We start from the raw sequence: 19,663 nt of genomic DNA, 5'->3' as shown, positions 1-19,663 counted from the left end.
GGTCAAGTTAATTATTTTCTTTTTAATGCTACCGCTTATTGGCGATGAACCGTTGTTGTAAAAAGTTTTTTTGTTCAAATTATTTTAAAATACTATCAATTATTTCTTCTGGCCAAACTATGAATTTACCATATTGACCTTCTTTTTGTAATCCACCAAATTCCTCTCCTTTTGTAGTTGCAAACCAATCATCATCCTTTTTTATCATAAATCCATTTTTCTTGAGGGAAGAATTAATTTTACGGCTACTAATTCCTGTCATTTCAGATAACTCTTTTGTGGTTTTGTAATTTGATTTAGAATAATCTTTTTGTTTAAAATTTTTATTTTTTGGTAAAGAGTTTTCTGTTGTTTTTGTTTTTTTAGAATCTCTTAAAAATTCTTTTTGAGGAGCTTTTACATATGAGAAGTCTTCACTATTATGAATAATTGATTCTATATCTTTTGCTGCATCTTCATAAACATTCTTATCCTCTTCATTTTCAATGTCAATGAGAATTCCCATTTCTCTATTGTTTTGTTGTGAGAATTCATATAAGTTCATTGAGGCAATTATCATTTTACTTTCATTCAAGTAGCATTTTGCGTGAAGATTCTTAGAAAAGTATAATCGAACATATTTTAAATCTTCTAAGTAACTCATCTCTGTTGGAGCAAGTTCTTGTTTTCCAAATATGATTCTGACATCTACTTTTTCTCTTTCTTTATCGTTAAGTAATTCTTTTATATGATCAGATAGTTTAAGGTAAGGGCTAATTATATATAATTCTTTTCTTGCATCTCTTATTAAATTTTCTAATTCGGCAGTTATGCTTGAAGTTCTTAAATATTTTGCCATAGATTTTAAAGTTATTTTTTTTGGTTAAAAATTTTTTACAACGGTCCCGGTTATCGCCAGTTGGCGGAGTAAGCGACGCGGAATTGTCGGCTTAATATTGGTTTGTTGGTCAAGTTAATTATTTTCTTTCTAACGCTGCCGCTTATTGGCGATGAACCGTTGTTAGCAAACGTTTTTTCACTCCTTTCTTTAATGATTTCTAGAATATTATTTTGAATATCCTTCATTATAAATTTCCCCCATATTCCTGCATAAAAGTTAAAAGTTGTATTTAAAGAAAAATTTGAATAGAGGATCAATTTATATTTATCTGAATCTATTTTTTTTAATTCATAAGTTCCATCTAGCATGTCGAAATATTGACCACCAATTAATATGTGTCGATCTAATGTTGTTGAAGGAATTTCATAAGTGTTTGCTTTTATTTTAAATTTCATGAATTCCAGATACTTATATTCGGTTACTGTTTCATGAAATATTAGTCCTTTTTCAAATTTAGCTTCTCGATATCCTCCAATTTCATTTTTGTCTAATGTAGCTTCCACAGGTCTTGGAAAACCTAATATTTTAGTCAACTGAGAATTGTCTTCTGAATTTGAAATAGCTCTAACGTTAGTTACGTTATTCCATATAGTTTCCTTCTCACCATTGATAACAATTGATGTATATGTTCTAAATACTTGTTTGTTGGTATTAATTGAGTGCTCAATTGGTCCAATTAAAAATGGCAAAAGTACTAATATAGATATGTTTAAATTTTCTGATTTTCTATTTTTTAATTTGAAATATCCAGCAGTAAGTCCACCTATTGAAGCAAAAATTAGGAATAAGGGAAGAATCATCAGCCAACAAGCCCAACCTTCTATCATTAATACCATGGTAATAGCTAATACTAAAAAGACTGGAATCCAAGGATAGAAAATTCTATATTTTAAAGATTCCACTTTCTCAGCAGGACTGAAATAGATCATTAAAGCACCAATTCCAGCTGGTGTTGTAATAAAAAATGTCCACGACATTACTGATATAAAATCGTCGAATATATCTGCTCCGAATATTAATCTTATACCAATTGCAAAAATTATGGGAATCAGAATAATTTTGATGTACTTCATTCGCTTAAAAATGTTTGCTAACGGTCTCGGTTATCGCCAGTTGGCGGAGTAGGTGACGCGGATTTGTCGGTTTAGTATTGGTTTGTTGGTCAAGTTAATTATTTTCATTCTAACGGTGCCGCTTATTGGCGATGAACCGTTGTTATGTGGCGTTTTTACTACTCCGTTTAATTTTAAGAAGTTCTTCGCAAAGAGGAATACCAGATTTTGATCTTTGTTTTTTTGAAAGGCAATCTGCGCTTTCACCCTTTTGTTTGTATTCTCTTGGTAATTTCCCTTTAGTTTTTGGAGTAAATTTCCAGTCATACTTACTTAAAACTAAGAATAATTGTCGATTAATATAGTAGTCTATTTCTTCTGAATACCTCTCAATTTCTGTATAGTAGAAGGCAGATATCCATCCTTCATAAACATTCGAAATTTTCTTGAGTAGAGTTAGAACATTGTAGTCTACAGTTCCATTACAAATATCTCTTATTTTACTTTTAAATCTAGAAACGTTTTTTTCTGATGGGTAAAATTTACTTCCATTGAAGGTGATTGAAAGAAAATCGAAAGGTTCTTTGTTAATATTGATAATGTTTGTTTTCCCTTTTTCTTCTAAAGGGTGGATTTCCAAATTCAACTTATTTAGCATTTTTTTACTGTCTTCGTAAGCCTTTCTACATAATTCTTCGCTCTCGCATAGAATTACAAAATCATCTGCATAGCGGACCAGGTTATAATTATTACTCTTAAGAAAAATATCAAACGGGGAGAGGTAAATGTTGGATAATAACGGAGATAATGGATTACCTTGAGGTATTCCATTGTTTAAACCTTTAAAATATTTCCTATCCTTCGTTTTAATTTTATCTAAACCACCAATTTTTTGGTTTAAAGCAGATGTAATGAGATTGTTTAAACTGTCATCTTTAAGTTTGGGGAATATTTGCTTATTTAAGAGTTCGTCTTTGTCTACGGTACCGAAAAAGTTCACTAAATCAGCTTCCAATACAAAATGGTTACCTTTGTCATATAATTCTTTAATCTTATCAATAGCATCTTTAACTCCTAACTTCTTTTGATAAGCAAAACTTACTCCATCACTTTTTTTAATTACTGATTTAAATTGATCTTCCAGCTCAATGGCAATAGCTTTTAGAACCAATCGGTCTGAAATATTTGGAACTTGAAGTGGTCTAAACTTTCCATTATCTTTTGGAATTAAAACTGCTCTGTTTTGGGAAAATTGATAAGTGCCGGACTGAAGTTTGTTGGATATTGATAGTATTTTATCATCAATATTATCCCCAAATTCTTCAATGGAAATTTTATCTAATCCGTGTGAAGATTTATTAGTCTTGTTAAGTTTTCCCCAAGCATTTAGTAAATTCTCTTGGGAGGAAATTTTTTCTAGTAATGTTTTTGCCATTAATTCTTGTGTTGCAAAGGCCTTATGGAAGACATTATGTCCGTATGACAGCACCTTACAATGTAGACACAGAACAACTTAATGTGAAATACAGCCCGATGAAAATAGTTCGGACAAATATTCTCCATAGATGTTCTAGGGCAATCCTGACGATAGATTAATGAGTGAACCTAAAGTCTAACGCAATCTTGATTTGAAAATCAAGTGAAATCTCATCGGCGTTTTGGACGGCGGAAGTGGATTTAGCACTGCAGCCTAAATTGAAGTTTCTGTTTGTACCCATTTCATTCAAATTTAAGGTTTTTTCTGACTTTTGCAACTTTTTTGCATTTTTTGCAGAAAATGCTGGCGCCCCGTCCTTCCTACTCTGAAAAGAGCTTGATACCATTGTTTCCAAAGGCATTGTGCTGTCATACACAACGGCATCAAACGGAATCGACACAGAACAACTTAATGTGAAATACAGCCCGATGAAAATAGTTCGGACAAATATTCTCCATAGATGTTCTAGGGCAATCCTGACGATAGATTTATGAGTGAACCTAAAGTCTAAATCCAATATCTTTATATCAATGAACTGGTCAGCAAGTTACAATTTTCTTACCATTAAATTTATAGTGACAAACTGTCTGTAAAAATGCCATATAACGGTCTTGTATAACGCAAGTGGCGTGGAGTAGGGACGCGTTCTTGTCGGTTTTGTTGTTTTTTACTTGGTCACTAAAATAACACTTTTCAGCACAATGCCCGCTATTTGCTGTTATACGATGTTGTGCTTAGTACAATTGTTAGATTAATGTATCAGACTCAAAGTCATTGTTTAATTTAATCCTTTTGTTCTTAATTTCTCTTTCTTCCAAATGATGACTAACATACTCTACGATTTTATTCAAATTTTCTAACATATTGTTTGATGTAAAATTTTTGAGTTTTCTTTCATAATGTGCGAAATCATTACCAATTTTAAAAGTGTTGCTAATTATTTTAAAAAAAGATTTCAATTCGATTAGTTCTTTTTGAATACATTCCAATTTTTCAGATTTTTTTGGAATCAATTCCATTTCATTTATTTCATAGAAATCATGTACAATTCTACCAATAGTTTTTTTATTAATTGATACAGCAAATTTTTCAGGAAGAACAACTAGCAGATAATCTTTAACTATAATTTCTAAATTTTTTCTCATTAACATTCCAGAACTCTCATCAAATCCGAGATTGTTTATCATTATTGTTTCTTGAAGTAATTTGTAAAATCTAGGACTGAGTTTATCAATATTTTCTCTTTTGTTTAAATAAAAGGGGTTTTCTCTTTTTAAAGCCTCAACCCATTTTAATATCATGTTTTTAAATTGAAACCAGTCTTTATTTTCATAAAAAGAATTTTTTCCTTGAGATGAAACGAAATTCATCTGATATCCTTTATCATTTTTTTTTAAAATTGAATTAAAGTAAGTGGATTCAAAATAATCAAAACCAATTTCCCTAAATCCTTTGTCAATTGTTAATTTCATTGGAAAATTTAGTTCAGATGCAATTTGTCTGATTTCATAAATTTCTTTTTGAGTAAAGATTCTTTCTTCCGACATTAATTTTCTTTTGTATTAAGCACAACGGTCTTGGTTAAGGCAAGTGGCGTGGGGTTGGGACGCGAACTTGTCGGTTTTGTTGTTTGTTAATTGGTCACTAAAATAACACTTTTCACCGGACTGCCCGCTATTTGCGCTTAACCGATGTTATGTGTAGGCTTTTACCCAAAACTAGTTTATTTGTTGTAATTTTTTTTCAATTTGTTCGTTTTTCGGATAATATTTTTTTGATAGATAAAGTAATTCTTTCGCCTGATTAGGAAGTTTATGATAATTTAAAAGCATGTCAGAATTATTGATTAGCCAAGGAACAGTTGGATAGAAATTATAACCTAATTCATCTGAAACCATTTTAAAATGTTTTTCAGTCAATCGAGAAAATGATTCTTCTTCGCTTGTTGGAAGTTCGTATTTCCCTTGATATTTTCTTTCTTCTTTAAATTCAAACCAAGAGTAAAAAAATCTTAAGGCATCTAATTGTGCTGGAAAAACAGTGCTTCCATGGCTATCATTTTCATAATATTTCCATTTTAAATTTGGTCCAGTGGAAGATGTATTCAATTGATCTTTTAATTCTAAGGAATGACGAACATACTTATTCACACTAAGGGTGTCTTTCTGAATCGTTTCAAGAGTGCTACCATATTGAGAAGTATTGGCAATACCTATGAACAGGTTTTTATTAGTCAGATTTTTATTCTTTAGACCATACTCTGAATCATTTAGAAATAGTTCATTCTCAAACCAAAAACTTGCATCAATCAACAAATAATTTTCAAACAAATCTGAATGTCTTGATAGTGCATTCAATACCGCAACTCCTCCAAAAGAATGTCCGATAATAGTTCTATTTTGATCTGATGCTGGATATCGATTTTCTATGTACTTAAATAATTCCTCATTTATAAAACCTAAAAATTGATCGCCTCTGCCGTAGCTTTCAGGATTTCCTGAAATAGTTGGGGAATAATCTAATTGTCTTTTATTTTGGTTTTCATTTGAAATACCAACAATTATCATTTCTGGCAGAATTTTAGTGTCATTTTTTTCGGCATACTGTCTTTCCAAAGCTACCAATTGAAGAAAATTATATCTACCATCTAGAAGATATATTACAGGATATTTTTCTCTTTTATAGTCATCATATTTTATACTTTCTGGGAGGTAAATGAGAATTTCTCTTTCCTCATTTAAAATCTTAGAATAAATTGTATCGATATGGCCGATATTTATTCCTTTTTCAGATGTTTTAAATTTAATTTCTTGAGCGTAAGTCCATGAAATACATGAAATTAAAACGATAAGAGATATTTTTTTAATCATAGGTTTGTTTAAAGCTTACACATAACGGTCTTGTTTAACGCAAGTGGCGTGGAGTAAGGACGCGTTCTTGTCGGCTTAGTTGGTTTTCACTTGATGTCTAAAATAGCACTTTTCACCACAATGCCCGCTATTTGCTGTTAAACGATGTTGTAATGCGGTATTTACTTCGGAATATGTTGTTCTGTTGTCTGCTTTTTTGTTTTTCTTCTTTTCTAAATTTCAAATCAATTTTTCACGTTTGAGTAAGAGTCCGTTTGAATTCTTTTCTTCTTAATCGTTTATGCATTTTTTTTACGGCTGAGTAAAAATCGGTTTTATAGATCTAAAGGCATTCAATTTATCCATTTTTCATTCTTGAGTAAAAGTCAGAATAACAACCTGAATTTTTTTTTTCTCTTTTTCAAGTTAGTGTAAGAATCCGCAAACTGATTTTAAGAGCATTCAATTTATCCATTTTTCAACCTTGTAAACTTTTCCCATAAACCTTGCGTTTGAGTGGTTTTTGTTTTTACTAAAATCTTAAAAAGGTCAGCGCAACAGTTGCGGGAGATTGGTTTTTTTTATTCAGATTCGCCTTCTTTTTTTTGTTTTCACATTCTAAATACTGCTTTACAACGGTCTCGGTTATCGCCAGTTGGCGGAATAAGGGACGCGGAGTTGTCGGCTTAGTATTGGTTTGTTGGTCAATTTAATTATTTTCTTTCTAACGCTGCCGTCTATTGGCGATTAACCGTTGTTATATACTGTGGCGACAGTTACAGTTATAAATTGGACCTCTTTTAAGTTTTAAACGTGTTCCGGCTATATTAATCAGAAGTTGATATAGTCCTATTCTTCTTATCAAACCAATAATTAACCACAGAAATCTTTATTTAAAACTCAATTATAATACTTGAGTGCTTATAGGATCTCCATTTTTACTTGTCATTTAAGAAGTGGATTTTTCCAACTAACTATTACAACATTAAGCTTGGGAGTATATCACATTTATTAAGAATAGTTTAGTATCCAAAAAGTCCCGCTTTGAAATGTTCCCAATCTGAAAATATAGTGCTTAATATTATGAATGCAATTACGAATGTGAATAGAAAAATAAGTAGATGAGTTTTTTTTGATTTCAATATTCTAGCCATGATAATTTTAGTTTAATGTTTGTGATTGGATTTTTAGTATCCTATGAATTTATTCTAAATCTTATTTTAAGCTATTAGTTAATTATTTATAGAAACGTTACACTTTAATCTAGCTTTGGAAATTGTAAGTTATGATTTGTTACGTTAAGTTATTGAACTCAGGTGGTTTTGGAGCCATTGTATATAACGGTCCCGGTTAACGACAAGTGGCGCGGAATTATGGATGCGGATTTGTCGGTTTACGGTTTGGTTTGTTATGGAAACTAATTTAGTTCTTTTTTGTAAAACCCGCCATTTGCGGTAACCGTTGTTAGGCTAAGTAAAATCTTCTATAGTTTTTTTGGTAAGAAATGATCAATATTTCTGAGATAATCCTTTATGAAATCTACTTCTAAGTCTACACCTTGATGCAACAAAGCATTTCTCAAGGTTATAGCATCTCTTTCATTCGGTATTTTACCTTTTGCAATTTGATCTTTTATATAGTACTCCAAAACCATTCTCTCATTTTTTGTATTATTATTAAAAGATTTTACTGCAGAATCTTTATTTTTCAGAGATCGCAAATCGTTTCTCATTAAATTAATTTGCTCTAAAATAAATTTTCCTTCTGGAATCTCGGTTTGCTGAATTGATGCCGGCACAATTTTTTTTCCGAAGCTTTTTAGAAATGGAGAATAGTCACTTTCTTCTTGAGATTTTTTATAAGTAGCATTAATCCTCTTTTTTAGTTCTATTTTAAATTTAACGATTTCATTGAACCGCAGTGAAGATGGATAATTTATATGCTCAATAACTCCAGTATCAAAAGAATAACCAGTAAGTTCATCTTTAATTATAATAGTCGGCTTATCAAAAGCTAATCTTAATCCCAATTCAAACATCACATTCGGGTTTTTAGAGCTAACATCACAAACAATAATTTCATCATTGTAAATATTTGTTACTATTCTATCATGAATTAGTCCAACGGCTACATCATCACTTACCAATCTAGGCTCGAAGTCCGTCTCTTCTATAGCTTCAATAAGTATATCTAAAACGTCGGTCCAATGATCGGTTGGATAATCAGAATGAGAAGCTATCGGCATTATAATACCACATTTCATTTTTTTATGATTTTCTGATTTAGGAGTTTCTTCCATGATTGATTTTATTTTGCCTAACGGTTACGGTTATCGCAAGTTGCGGGAGTAAGGATGCGGATTTGTCGGCTTAGTGGTTTTTATAATGGTCTCTAAAATAACAATTTTCAGCACAATACCCGCTATTTGCGATGAACCGATGTTGTGCCAAGTTAATTTATGGATATTGAGTTTCATCTAATTTAAGAATATTTATTCTTCTTAAATCCGATTTTTACCATTCTGAATTTTCCTTATTGGATACATATTTTTTCAAGGAATTGGCGAAATTTATAATCTTTTCTTTAGATTTATCATATAGCATAGTTTGCATCTTGACGAACTCTTGTATATCAGCATCAATTTCTCCTTTCTTATCCTTTTTTTCGTAAGTTTTTTCCATTCCTTTATCAATATACATTTGTTTCATATCTTCTTTAGCTTTCTCTTTATCAAAATTCATTGATTCTGTTAATGGACTTTTACCATTCCACGAAATTGGATCCATTAGGATTCTATATCTGCCATCTTTGAACTCTGTGTTTAGCACAATTTCTAATTTGTTTGGCCCAATTACACTAATTTGACCTTTTGATAAGATTTGGTCTTCGTTATTAATTTTAATAGTGTAGTTAGAATTGCCAGAATTAGTAGCCAAAAATTCTTCTACGGCGTCGTGAACTTCTTTTGTAGTTTTATCTGTTTCAATGACTTCTTCATAAAATACAGTTTTATCATCTTTAATTTTTAATTGAGCGAAAACTGAATAATTAACAAGCAATAAAAGGAGTAATAATTTTCTCATTTTGGAATATTTAAAGTTGAATATATAGTTTATAATTTTTAATCTTTTTAAAATAAGTAGAAAAATGCTCTGTAAAATAATTCGGATTTTTAAAATTCCGAACATAAATTGAAAGATTATTTTTCTTATTAATTTGGCACAACGGTCTCGTATATCGACAAGTGGCGCGGATTTATGGATGCGGATTTGTCGGCTTAACGCTTTTGTTTGTTATCAAAACTAATTTAGTACTTTTCTATGAAACCCGCCATTTGCGATATACGTTGTTGGCAGCCGTATTTCTAGTTCAAATTTTCTTTTGAATTTATCCATTCTTGCCCAATCATTTCTATAGAATTAGATATATAGATTATATTCTCGTAGAAAGTGGTGATTTGACCTTTATTAAAAATATCGGACTCACCAATTACTATTCTAAATAGAGCTTTTTCATTTTTTGAAAACGTTTTTGTTGCATCAAAATGTTTATCACTAAAATGAATATAATCACATAAGTAATTATATAAATCTAAAGTTTGGGGAACCTTTTTATCCAATTCTGTTGCTAAGAATTTATCCGTAAATCTTTGCTTTTTTATCTTGAATGTGTTTATCGGTTTCCCGTCATAAAAATGTTTTAAAAAATCATCAATATTATCTACAATATTGATCGCATTTAATCTCAATAAATTATCGAGTTGCATTCTTAAGATAGAAACTGCAGAAAGCGAATTTTTATTCTCTACTAAAAGAATAAATGCCTTATTCAAAGAAATCGTTCTATTAATAATTGAGAGGATATAAAAGTCTTTTTTCTGAACAGAAGAATTTCCAGCCTTCATTATATTTTCTGCAATTTTTAGAAGCTCTTTATTCTTCTTTCCTAAACTTTTCTTATTCACTGTTTTCTTGAAATATTGCTGCCAACGGTTTCGGTTACCGCAAGTTGGCGGAATAGGGGAGGCGGATTTGTCGGCTTAGTATTGGTTTGTTGGTCAAGTTAATTATTTTCTTTCTAACGCTGCCGCTTATTTGCGGTGAACCGTTGTTAGCTCCAGTATTTGTGTTCCGATTAATAATCTTGGATCAAAACCTCTGTTGGAATATGAAGAGTAGTATTTAACTTTCTTACCATTTCCAAAGTCAGTTTTCTTTTCTTGTTCAAAATTTCACTTACTCTGCTTTTGAAACCGAAAACCTCTGCCAGGTCTTTTTGTTTCATTCCCATTTGTTCCATTCTGAATTTTATAGCTTCTATTGGATCAGGCATACCGATTGGAAAATGTTCATTCTCATAATTATCAACGAGAATAACTAGTATTTCTAGTTCGTCACCTTCTTCTGTACCTCTTTTTGCATCAAAAATTTCATCAAGTCTTTGAAGAGCATTTTGATAATCTTCTTCGTTTCTAATTGGTTTTATATTCATTTTTCTAAATATTATTAGCGTCTATTTTATCATATTCCGCGTGAGTTCCAATAAATCTTATGTAGCAAACTTGATATTCAAAGTTAAATTTTACAATTAATCGATAGTTGTTTCCTTTTATATTGAAAACGATTCTATTGTCTTGTAAAATACTTGCGCTGGGATAGTCTTTTTTTAAATCATTTATATTTTCCCATTCTGTTTTTTCTGTTTCTCGATACCAGGCTTTTAATTGCTGTTCACTATCGGCGTGTTTTATCCAAAAATCACGTAAGGTTCGTTTTGCAATAATTCTCACATTAAATTATTTTATAACAAAGATAAATTAAAATCCCAAATTGGGAACTATTTTCTTGATAAAATATTGGAGCTAACGGTTACGGTTATCGCAAGTTGCGGGAGTAGGGACGCGGACTTGTCGGATTAATTATTTTCTCTCTTGGTTTCTAAAATTACACTTTTTCGGCAATACCCGTTATTTGCGATTAACCGATGTTGGCAATAGTACTTTTTATTGTATTTCTAATTTGAGTAATTTTCTGTTTATTCTCATCCAATTCTTTAATACTAGATTTATATGTTTTAATATTCTTCAAGTCTGGAAAGGATAATTTTTTATGAGAGAAAGATTTTGTGAAAATCAGGTTTGGATAATTTAGAAGTAGGATAATTAATTGAATTGTATCCATTTCTTGAACTTTGAAACCAATTTTATTCGCTGTTCTCTGGTTCAAAATATATGTAGTTCCTGTAATTTTTAAATCTGGCTTTTCTTTGTTTGATTCAATTATTTCGAGGATACCATTTAAATATTCTAAGAGAATAATATTTCTTCTTTTACTTCCCTTATCTTGATTATTTAAGACAAAGTAATAGTCAAATAGGGATCCTCCGTGTATTTTTATTTGGTTATTTTTTCTTTTTCTGAAATTAACAGCGATGATTCGTATTTCAAATTTCCATTTTTATTCATTGATGGTATATCGAAAAATGGAGCTGTAATTGAAAGTAGGATCCAGAAAATTAAAGGTGCTAGAAAATAGATTTTGAAATAAAAAGAGAGTGCAAAAACGGGAATGAGAATCACTAAAATAACGATAGTCAGATTTAGATAGAAGTTCCTTTTTTCCTTTTTAGATAATTGGTAAAATCTATTTTGCATTTCAATTCGCTGTTTAAGTATTATTGCCAACGGTTTCGGTTATCGCCAGTTGGCGGAGTAAGGGACGCGGATTTGTCGGCTTAGTATTGGATTGTTGGTCAAGTTAATTATTATCTTATTAACGGTGCCGCTTATTGGCGATCAACCGATGTTGCCCACGGTATATTAGTCTGATAACTCTAATTCTAATGCTAAAAGTTTAAACTCGTGGTTTCTTGGATCTTTAGGGATTCTAGTCCAATGTCCTTGAAAGAAGCTCCACGAATTATTTAATGTCGAACTCGAAATCATTCCGAATGCTGGCTCATATGATATATCTGTTAATTCTCCCTTTTTGCCCGGTGATATATACGAATATTCAAATTTGTTATCTTCTATAATTAACCACTCTATTCCGACAAAAAGACCTTTTTCTGGAAATTTTATATTCAAATCCGAAAGATTTATTTTCGTGGATCTTTTACCACGTCGTGATACGCCGATAATATTTTTATGATATATGTAATCTCCTGGATTACCAACGCTGTCCTTTTTATATAATTTAATTAGAAATTTAGCTCTAGAAATATCACTACTGGTTAGGATAGAAATTTCGTTTAAAAACGGTGTTTTGGAATATGAATTATTATACTCAAAAAATCGCGCTGTTATCCCAGGTAAATTACCTGCCCCAAAAAATCTCTTAGTTTTCGCTTTGTCGTATTTACCAATACTAGTTGTTCTTTTTTTCTTTCTAGAACTATTTATATTCTCAAGTTTAGGATATGGTTCTGATATTGATTTTAATCGTATGCTATCTTTTAATAAATCAAATTCAATACGTTGGGTTTGATACCCTATAGCTGAAAAGACAACAATATTTGAGTTATCAGTCTTGTCTAGCTGATATACTCCATTTTTATCAGATGTGGTTCCAATATTTGTATTCTCAATCCAAATACTTGCAAATGAAATGGACTGATTAGTATCAGAGTTAATAATTGTTCCTTGAATTTGAGCAATTGAAAATTGGAAGCTGATGAGTCCAATAATTATAAGTAGCTTTCTTGTCATATATTGTGGGCAACGGTCTCGGTTATCGCCAGTTGGCGGAATAAGGGACGCGGAGTTGTCGGCTTAGTATTGGTTTGTTGGTCAATTTAATTATTTTCTTTCTAACGCTGCCGTCTATTGGCGATTAACCGTTGTTATATACTGTGGCGACAGTTACAGTTATAAATTGGACCTCTTTTAAGTTTTAAACGTGTTCCGGCTATATTAATCAGAAGTTGATATAGTCCTATTCTTCTTATCAAACCAATAATTAACCACAGAAATCTTTATTTAAAACTCAATTATAATACTTGAGTGCTTATAGGATCTCCATTTTTACTTGTCATTTAAGAAGTGGATTTTTCCAACTAACTATTACAACATTAAGCTTGGGAGTATATCACATTTATTAAGAATAGTTTAGTATCCAAAAAGTCCCGCTTTGAAATGTTCCCAATCTGAAAATATAGTGCTTAATATTATGAATGCAATTACGAATGTGAATAGAAAAATAAGTAGATGAGTTTTTTTTGATTTCAATATTCTAGCCATGATAATTTTAGTTTAATGTTTGTGATTGGATTTTTAGTATCCTATGAATTTATTCTAAATCTTATTTTAAGCTATTAGTTAATTATTTATAGAAACGTTACACTTTAATCTAGCTTTGGAAATTGTAAGTTATGATTTGTTACGTTAAGTTATTGAACTCAGGTGGTTTTGGAGCCATTGTATATAACTCGTTATATCCACCCAAATATACATATTTATCCGAGTATGTTTCGGGATAAACGCAGATCCGACTGTTCTTTATCTCCCTTCTCCAATAGCTTTTTGATAGTGGAATCAAGCGGACTCTCAATTTTCAGGAGGTCTTTTTTGGTTACATGCGTATAGATCATCGTAGTTTCCGGTTTAGCGTGGCCTAGCAGTTCTTGGATATATCTTAGATCTGTTCCGTTCTCCAGCATATGCGTGGCGAAACTGTGTCTTAGCGTATGCGGAGTCACCCTTTTTCTAATCTTTGCTCTTTCGCAGGAATCCTTCAGGAATCCGCGAATCGCGGAACTGGAGTATTTTCCGCCGTTACCTTCAGCGAAGTAACGCTTAGGTTCATAAGTTTGTAAATAATTCAGTAATAATGGAAGAAAACTTTCTGCCATCATCACATAACGGTCTTTCCTACCTTTTGCCTGTCTAACCAGAATTTGCCTTCTATCAATATCAAGATCCCGCAACTCAAGATTGATCAGCTCACCAATTCGTAAGCCAGAAGAATATATAAGCGCGAGAATACTACGATGTTTCAAATTTCGGGTAAGTCGCAATAGATCGATTAACTCTTCCTTGCTTAGAACCGTAGGTAGATAACTGCTTTTCTTGGGACGCTTCAACGCGTTAAGATCAAATAAAGCATTTTCATTAAATTCAAAATAATGCTTTAAAGCGCTAATACATTGCCGGTGCGTACTTATAGAATAGCGTTTCAGAGCAACTTCAGATTCTATAAACCTGGCGACATCCCTATGCGTGTAATTCTCTTTTTCATGATGAAATTTCAGAAATGAGTGCACAAATGAAGAATAGGTTTTGATCGTACTTGGGCTATGTCTCAAACCTTTTAAATATCGCACGAACTTTCGCATGGCCTGTCTTACTTCAACAGTTTCTACAATGGCGATATCTGGAATTCTGGAAAAGTCGAGTAGAGCAGTATTAATTTCTACCTCTATAGATTTGAAGTGGGAGTTAAGGCTCTCCAGGTATTGTTTACCCGCTGGAATATAGAAGCAGGAATGGGTTCGACTCCACCTCACTTCATTGAGCTTTTTTAAATGAGCCTTTAGTTCCATGTCAAATCTAAAGTCTATACCTATCTGTTCAGCATTTTTATGTCTGAATAGAAACAAATTCAATTGCTTCATAAAATTTAATTAACCTTCAAACATAAATGAAAATCCGATTCATAAGGTCGCGTTGGTCGTGAAAACGTTTAAAAACAGAAAGCGCTGGTTAAGAGGTTTATTTAAAATTTGTCCATAAAAAAGGGAGCCGTAGCTCCCTTGTATATATAGAAATGAATAATGACTTACGCCATCATTACAGATTTTGCATTTACAAATTCATGCAATCCAAATCCACCATGTTCTCTACCATAACCTGAATCCTTCACACCACCAAATGGCATGTTAGGCTTGGCAAGTCCAAAGGAATTGATAAATACCATTCCGGTATCAAAGTGCTTTTGAGCTAATTCCTTAGCCTTAGCTTCGTCTTTAGAGAAAATTCCTCCACCAAGACCAAATCTACTGTCATTCGCAATTCTCATCGCATCATCAGTATCTTTCGCTTTGATTAAAGAAGCTACAGGTCCAAAAAGCTCATCATCATAAGCTGGTTGTCCCGGCTCAAGATTTTCAAGCACAGTAGCTGGATAATAGAATCCGTCGCCTTCTGGAATTTTCCCTCCACAAAGGATCTTTGCGCCTTTTTTCACACTCTCTTCTACCTGCTCATGAAGTTCTTCACGTAGATCTTTTCTGGCCATTGGTCCCAGATCGCTATCTTCGCTTGTAGGATCTCCTGCCTTCATATTCTTCATCTGCTCTACAAAAGCATCTCTAAATTTGTCATAAACCGCATCTACTACGATAAATCTTTTCGCAGCAACACAGGTTTCACCATTATTATAGAGACGTCCCTGTACACAGGTTTTTACAGCAAGATCAAGATCTGCATCATCAAGTACGATATAAGCATCGTTACTTCCCAGTTCTAATACCGTTTTCTTAAGCGCTTTCCCTGCTTTTTCACCAATAATCCTTCCGGCGCCAGGGCTTCCTGTAAGAGTTACACCGCGAACTCGTTCGTTTTCGATTACCTCATCACTCTGGTCATGAGAAATTACCAGAGTCTTAAATAAGTTCTCGGGTAATCCTGCGTCCTTATAAATTTGCTCCAGTAAAATTCCTGTTCCGGTTACGTTTTCAGCATGCTTCAGCAATACTCCGTTTCCGGCCATAAGATTAGCGATAGAATAACGCACTACCTGGTAAGTTGGGAAATTCCATGGTTGGATTCCGTAGATCACGCCCATAGGAGAGTAGGTGATAAAACCTTTTCCACCTTCTGGTAATTCTCTTTCTTCATCCTGTAAACTTTTTGGTCCGTTTTCAGCGGTATAATCACAAATAGCTGAACAGAGTTCAATTTCCTGGTATCCCTGCTTTTCCAGTTTCCCCATTTCCTCTGTCATTAATTTGGCAAGTTTGTCTTTATTCTTGTCAAGTTCTTTTCCAATATTAACAATAATTTTTGCGCGCTCTTCAGCAGGCTTCATTTTCCATTCCAGGAATGCTTCATGACAGGACTCGATCGCCTTGTTCATTTCATCATTGGTCATCGTATCATAAGATTGGATTTCCTTTCCGGTTGCTGGGTTAATAGTGGTCATTTTTGAATCCTTCGACATAATTTTTATCTTTTTTGTTTAGCAATTTTTCTTGAACACTAAGGTACGTCTTAAGAGAGCCGAAGCTTAATAAGACTTCGTTAAATGAATTCTTCGGAAGGCCCTATAACTTTAAAATTTTTATAAAACTTACTTCTGTAGTATCAGTAATTTTTGATTTCCGTGATACTTCCGAAGTATCCTACCAAATCGCTGGGAATTGTTCTCGATAATCTTGCTAATTTTAAAGGGTAAAAATCCTAACCCATGATGACCGAATTACAGGAGGCCTACGGCTTTCTATTTGAAAAAGAATTGCTCGAAGAGATCGCCGAATGTGGATCTATTCGTAAGATCGATGCAGGGGAGCGCATTATTGAGTTTGGCGATTATGTTACCGGGATGCCGTTGTTGCTAAATGGCGCTATAAAAATTTTACGCGAAGACGGTGACGGTGATGAATTGCTGCTTTACTTTATAGAAAGAGGAGATACCTGTGCCATGACTCTTAATTGTTGTATGGGCCAGACCAAATCTGAGATTCGTGCGGTAGCCGAAACCGATACTACCATGATTATGGTGCCTATTGCCAAAATGGAAGAATGGACCGCGAGATTTAAAAGCTGGAGAAATTTTGTTTTTGAAAGCTATCACTCCCGTCTTTCTGAAATGCTGGATACTATAGACACGATCGCATTCCTTAATATGGATCAGCGTATTATGAAATACCTGCGGGACAAGGCTAAGATCAATGGAGATGAGAATGTGCAAAGTACCCATCAACAGATTGCATACGACCTTCATACGTCCAGGGTGGTGGTTTCCAGGTTATTAAAGAAGCTAGAACTGGATGGCAAGATCAAATTACAGAGAAACCAGATCAAGGTCATCGATCTATAATCCTTCTGTAACACTTGTTACTGCACGTACTCTATGAACCCAATACATTTGCTCCGAAATTAAATTACTATGGATATTCTTGAAATTCTCGGTTATTTTGGAGCTTTACTTATTGGAGTAGTGCTTGGACTCATAGGTGGCGGAGGTTCCATACTTACGGTGCCGGTGCTGGTTTACCTCATGGCAATAAATCCTGTGACCGCGACTGCTTATTCTCTTTTTGTGGTGGGAACTTCAGCTTTAGTAGGCGCGATTAGAAACCTTCCGAAGAAATTGATAGATTTCAGGACCGCAATCGTTTTTGCAATTCCCGCATTTATTGCCGTATATCTAACCAGGATGTACCTCGTCCCGGCAATTCCAGAGGAGATCTTTAGTATTGGCGGACTCACGATTACCAAGAATATCGGGATCATGTTGTTTTTCGCTATTATCATGGTGGTTGCCTCAATTTCGATGATCACTCAAAAACGTACTGAGGATACTGGTGAAGAACAAGCAGTGCAGTATAACTATCCTTTGATTATTTTAGAAGGGATCGTGGTGGGACTGTTAACCGGAATCGTTGGAGCTGGTGGTGGTTTCCTTATCATCCCGGCATTGGTTTTACTGGCTAAGCTTCCCATGAAAAAAGCTGTGGCCACTTCCTTACTCATTATCGCGTTTAAAAGTTTGATCGGTTTTATTGGGGATGTTCAAAACCTTGAAATTGACTGGCCGTTTCTACTTATATTTACCGGGCTCTCCATTGCAGGAATCTGGCTGGGAGTTTATCTGAACAAATTCATAGATGGGAAGAAGTTGAAAAAAGGCTTTGGCTGGTTCGTTTTGGTGATGGGTATCTATATTATTCTAAGCGAACTACTATAATCTCTTCTGAAGTTTTAATTCGTAAAATTATTAAGTTTTTGATCCTTCTTAAGACTTCATGCAACATGCGTTAAATTCAGAAATTAAAGTGTTGCTGAAGGGATCAGGCCTATTAAAATCATTAAATTTACAAACCGAAAGAACAGGTGTTCCAACCTACTTTTTGAGGTCGGAATATCATCCAAATCATTCCGTCATGGAAAACCTCGATTACGCCAGACTCCAAATGGCTTTTACCCTCGGATTTCATATTATTTTTGCATGTATTGGTATGGTCATGCCCTTTTTTATGGTCGTTTCTCATAAAAAGTGGCTAAATACCCGCAAACCTATTTATTTAAAACTTACTAAAGCCTGGCAACGCGGAGTTGCCATTTTTTTTGTCACCGGTGCAGTTTCGGGAACCGCACTGTCCTTTGAGCTGGGAATGCTCTGGCCAGAATTTATGAAACATGCCGGTCCTGTAATAGGAATGCCATTTTCCCTGGAAGGTGCGGCCTTCTTTGTAGAAGCGATCGCGCTTGGTTTTTACCTGTATGGCTGGAAAAAACTTCCGGAAACTTTTCACTGGATCACTGGGATCATCGTGGGAATTTCAGGAGTGATCTCAGGGATTCTCGTAGTATCTGCCAATGCCTGGATGAATTCACCAACTGGTTTTGATGTGGTAAATGGCGCTTATGTGAATATAGATCCGGTAAAGGCTTTTCTTAATGACGCATGGTTCACCCAGGCTCTGCATATGACCCTGGCTGCTTTCGCTGCTACTGGCTTTGCCGTTGCCGGTCTTCACGCCATACAAATATTACGTAACAAACGCCCAGATCTGCACAAGGCTGCTTTTAAAATTGCCATTGTATTTGGTGCGGTCGCAGCGCTTTTACAACCTATAAGTGGTGATCTATCTGCCAAGGATGTCGCACAAAGACAGCCGGTAAAACTTGCCGCGATGGAAGCGCATTATGAAACCCAAAAAGGAGCTCCACTTTATATCGGCGGAATTGTGGATGCGGAAAATAAAACTGTGAGTAATATGTTAGAAATACCAAAAGCATTATCCTTCCTGGCCTTTGGAGATTTTGATGCTGAGGTAAAAGGACTGAATGATTTTCCTGAAGAAGATCTCCCACCGGTTCCTGTTGTACATTACGCTTTCCAGACCATGGTGGGAATTGGTAGTTTACTAATGCTGGCGGCTTTGATCTATTTTATCAGTTTAAAGAAGAAAAGCTGGCTGGATAATAAGAAATACTGGTGGCTGTTCGCGATACTAACTCCTTTAGGATTTGTAGCCGTGGAAGCAGGTTGGGTAGTTACCGAGGTAGGAAGACAACCCTGGATCGTGTACAATATCATGCGAACTTCTGAAGCTGTAACCCCAATGCCTGGTTTAGAATTCAGCTTTTACCTATACGTTACTGTTTACGCCATCCTTGCAGCGATGGTAACCTGGCTAATGCACAGGCAGATCAAGGTTCTTAATAACTCAATCGGGTAGG

The 19,663-nt window shown here is 33.9% G+C and carries 16 protein-coding genes; 3 read left to right on the top strand and 13 right to left on the bottom strand.

The window, feature by feature from the left end; all coding sequences use genetic code 11:
- Positions 1–79 precede the first annotated feature (79 nt).
- From T8I65_RS10575 to T8I65_RS10515, 13 genes are all read right to left on the bottom strand, one after another.
- Positions 80–838 carry a phospholipase D family protein gene (locus tag T8I65_RS10575; RefSeq protein WP_322300573.1) on the bottom strand — a complete coding sequence of 253 codons (759 nt, stop codon included), beginning with the start codon at positions 836–838 and terminating at the stop codon, positions 80–82.
- Between the two features lie 50 nt (positions 839–888).
- The gene (locus T8I65_RS10570) at positions 889–1,953 is read right to left on the bottom strand and encodes a hypothetical protein (RefSeq protein ID WP_322300572.1); all 1,065 of its coding nucleotides are present in this window, start codon (positions 1,951–1,953) and stop codon (positions 889–891) included.
- A gap of 142 nt (positions 1,954–2,095) precedes the next feature.
- A complete protein-coding gene (locus tag T8I65_RS10565; RefSeq protein WP_322300571.1) occupies positions 2,096–3,367 on the bottom strand; it encodes a reverse transcriptase domain-containing protein in 1,272 nt (423 codons plus the stop codon).
- A gap of 788 nt (positions 3,368–4,155) precedes the next feature.
- Complete coding sequence (locus T8I65_RS10560) at positions 4,156–4,956, bottom strand: hypothetical protein (protein WP_322300570.1); 801 nt, start codon at positions 4,954–4,956, stop codon at positions 4,156–4,158.
- 171 nt (positions 4,957–5,127) lie between these two features.
- On the bottom strand, positions 5,128–6,279 hold the full coding sequence (locus T8I65_RS10555; RefSeq protein ID WP_322300569.1) for an alpha/beta hydrolase: 1,152 nt from the start codon (positions 6,277–6,279) through the stop codon (positions 5,128–5,130).
- A 1,462-nt stretch (positions 6,280–7,741) separates the two neighbouring features.
- The gene (locus T8I65_RS10550; RefSeq protein WP_322300568.1) at positions 7,742–8,557 is read right to left on the bottom strand and encodes an RNA helicase; all 816 of its coding nucleotides are present in this window, start codon (positions 8,555–8,557) and stop codon (positions 7,742–7,744) included.
- 214 nt (positions 8,558–8,771) lie between these two features.
- A complete protein-coding gene (locus T8I65_RS10545; RefSeq protein ID WP_322300567.1) occupies positions 8,772–9,341 on the bottom strand; it encodes a hypothetical protein in 570 nt (189 codons plus the stop codon).
- A gap of 281 nt (positions 9,342–9,622) precedes the next feature.
- A complete protein-coding gene (locus T8I65_RS10540; RefSeq protein ID WP_322300566.1) occupies positions 9,623–10,222 on the bottom strand; it encodes a hypothetical protein in 600 nt (199 codons plus the stop codon).
- Positions 10,223–10,392: 170 nt separating this feature from the next.
- Positions 10,393–10,749 carry a helix-turn-helix domain-containing protein gene (locus tag T8I65_RS10535; RefSeq protein ID WP_322300565.1) on the bottom strand — a complete coding sequence of 119 codons (357 nt, stop codon included), beginning with the start codon at positions 10,747–10,749 and terminating at the stop codon, positions 10,393–10,395.
- A 4-nt stretch (positions 10,750–10,753) separates the two neighbouring features.
- Positions 10,754–11,047, bottom strand: a complete 294-nt coding sequence (locus T8I65_RS10530; protein ID WP_322300564.1) for a type II toxin-antitoxin system HigB family toxin — start codon at positions 11,045–11,047, stop codon at positions 10,754–10,756.
- A 1,029-nt stretch (positions 11,048–12,076) separates the two neighbouring features.
- Positions 12,077–12,964, bottom strand: a complete 888-nt coding sequence (locus T8I65_RS10525; RefSeq protein ID WP_322300563.1) for a carboxypeptidase-like regulatory domain-containing protein — start codon at positions 12,962–12,964, stop codon at positions 12,077–12,079.
- Between the two features lie 746 nt (positions 12,965–13,710).
- A complete protein-coding gene (xerA, locus tag T8I65_RS10520; RefSeq protein WP_322300562.1) occupies positions 13,711–14,868 on the bottom strand; it encodes a site-specific tyrosine recombinase/integron integrase in 1,158 nt (385 codons plus the stop codon).
- A gap of 164 nt (positions 14,869–15,032) precedes the next feature.
- On the bottom strand, positions 15,033–16,415 hold the full coding sequence (locus T8I65_RS10515; protein ID WP_322300561.1) for an NAD-dependent succinate-semialdehyde dehydrogenase: 1,383 nt from the start codon (positions 16,413–16,415) through the stop codon (positions 15,033–15,035).
- A gap of 381 nt (positions 16,416–16,796) precedes the next feature.
- On the opposite strand from T8I65_RS10515, the gene T8I65_RS10510 reads away from it, so the two are divergent.
- The 3 genes from T8I65_RS10510 (at position 16,797) to T8I65_RS10500 (ending at position 19,662) form a co-directional block, all read left to right on the top strand.
- On the top strand, positions 16,797–17,294 hold the full coding sequence (locus tag T8I65_RS10510) for a Crp/Fnr family transcriptional regulator (RefSeq protein WP_416173216.1): 498 nt from the start codon (positions 16,797–16,799) through the stop codon (positions 17,292–17,294).
- 69 nt (positions 17,295–17,363) lie between these two features.
- Positions 17,364–18,164 carry a sulfite exporter TauE/SafE family protein gene (locus T8I65_RS10505; protein WP_322300560.1) on the top strand — a complete coding sequence of 267 codons (801 nt, stop codon included), beginning with the start codon at positions 17,364–17,366 and terminating at the stop codon, positions 18,162–18,164.
- Positions 18,165–18,360: 196 nt separating this feature from the next.
- Positions 18,361–19,662 carry a cytochrome ubiquinol oxidase subunit I gene (locus tag T8I65_RS10500; RefSeq protein ID WP_322300559.1) on the top strand — a complete coding sequence of 434 codons (1,302 nt, stop codon included), beginning with the start codon at positions 18,361–18,363 and terminating at the stop codon, positions 19,660–19,662.
- The last annotated feature ends 1 nt before the right edge of the window (position 19,663 follow it).

The sequence above is a fragment of the Christiangramia sp. OXR-203 genome, from assembly GCF_034372165.1.
In the GTDB taxonomy this organism is placed as follows: Bacteria; Bacteroidota; Bacteroidia; order Flavobacteriales; family Flavobacteriaceae; genus Christiangramia.
The sequence above is the reverse complement of the archived record's forward strand: the minus strand, read 5'-3'. Positions and strand labels throughout refer to the sequence as shown.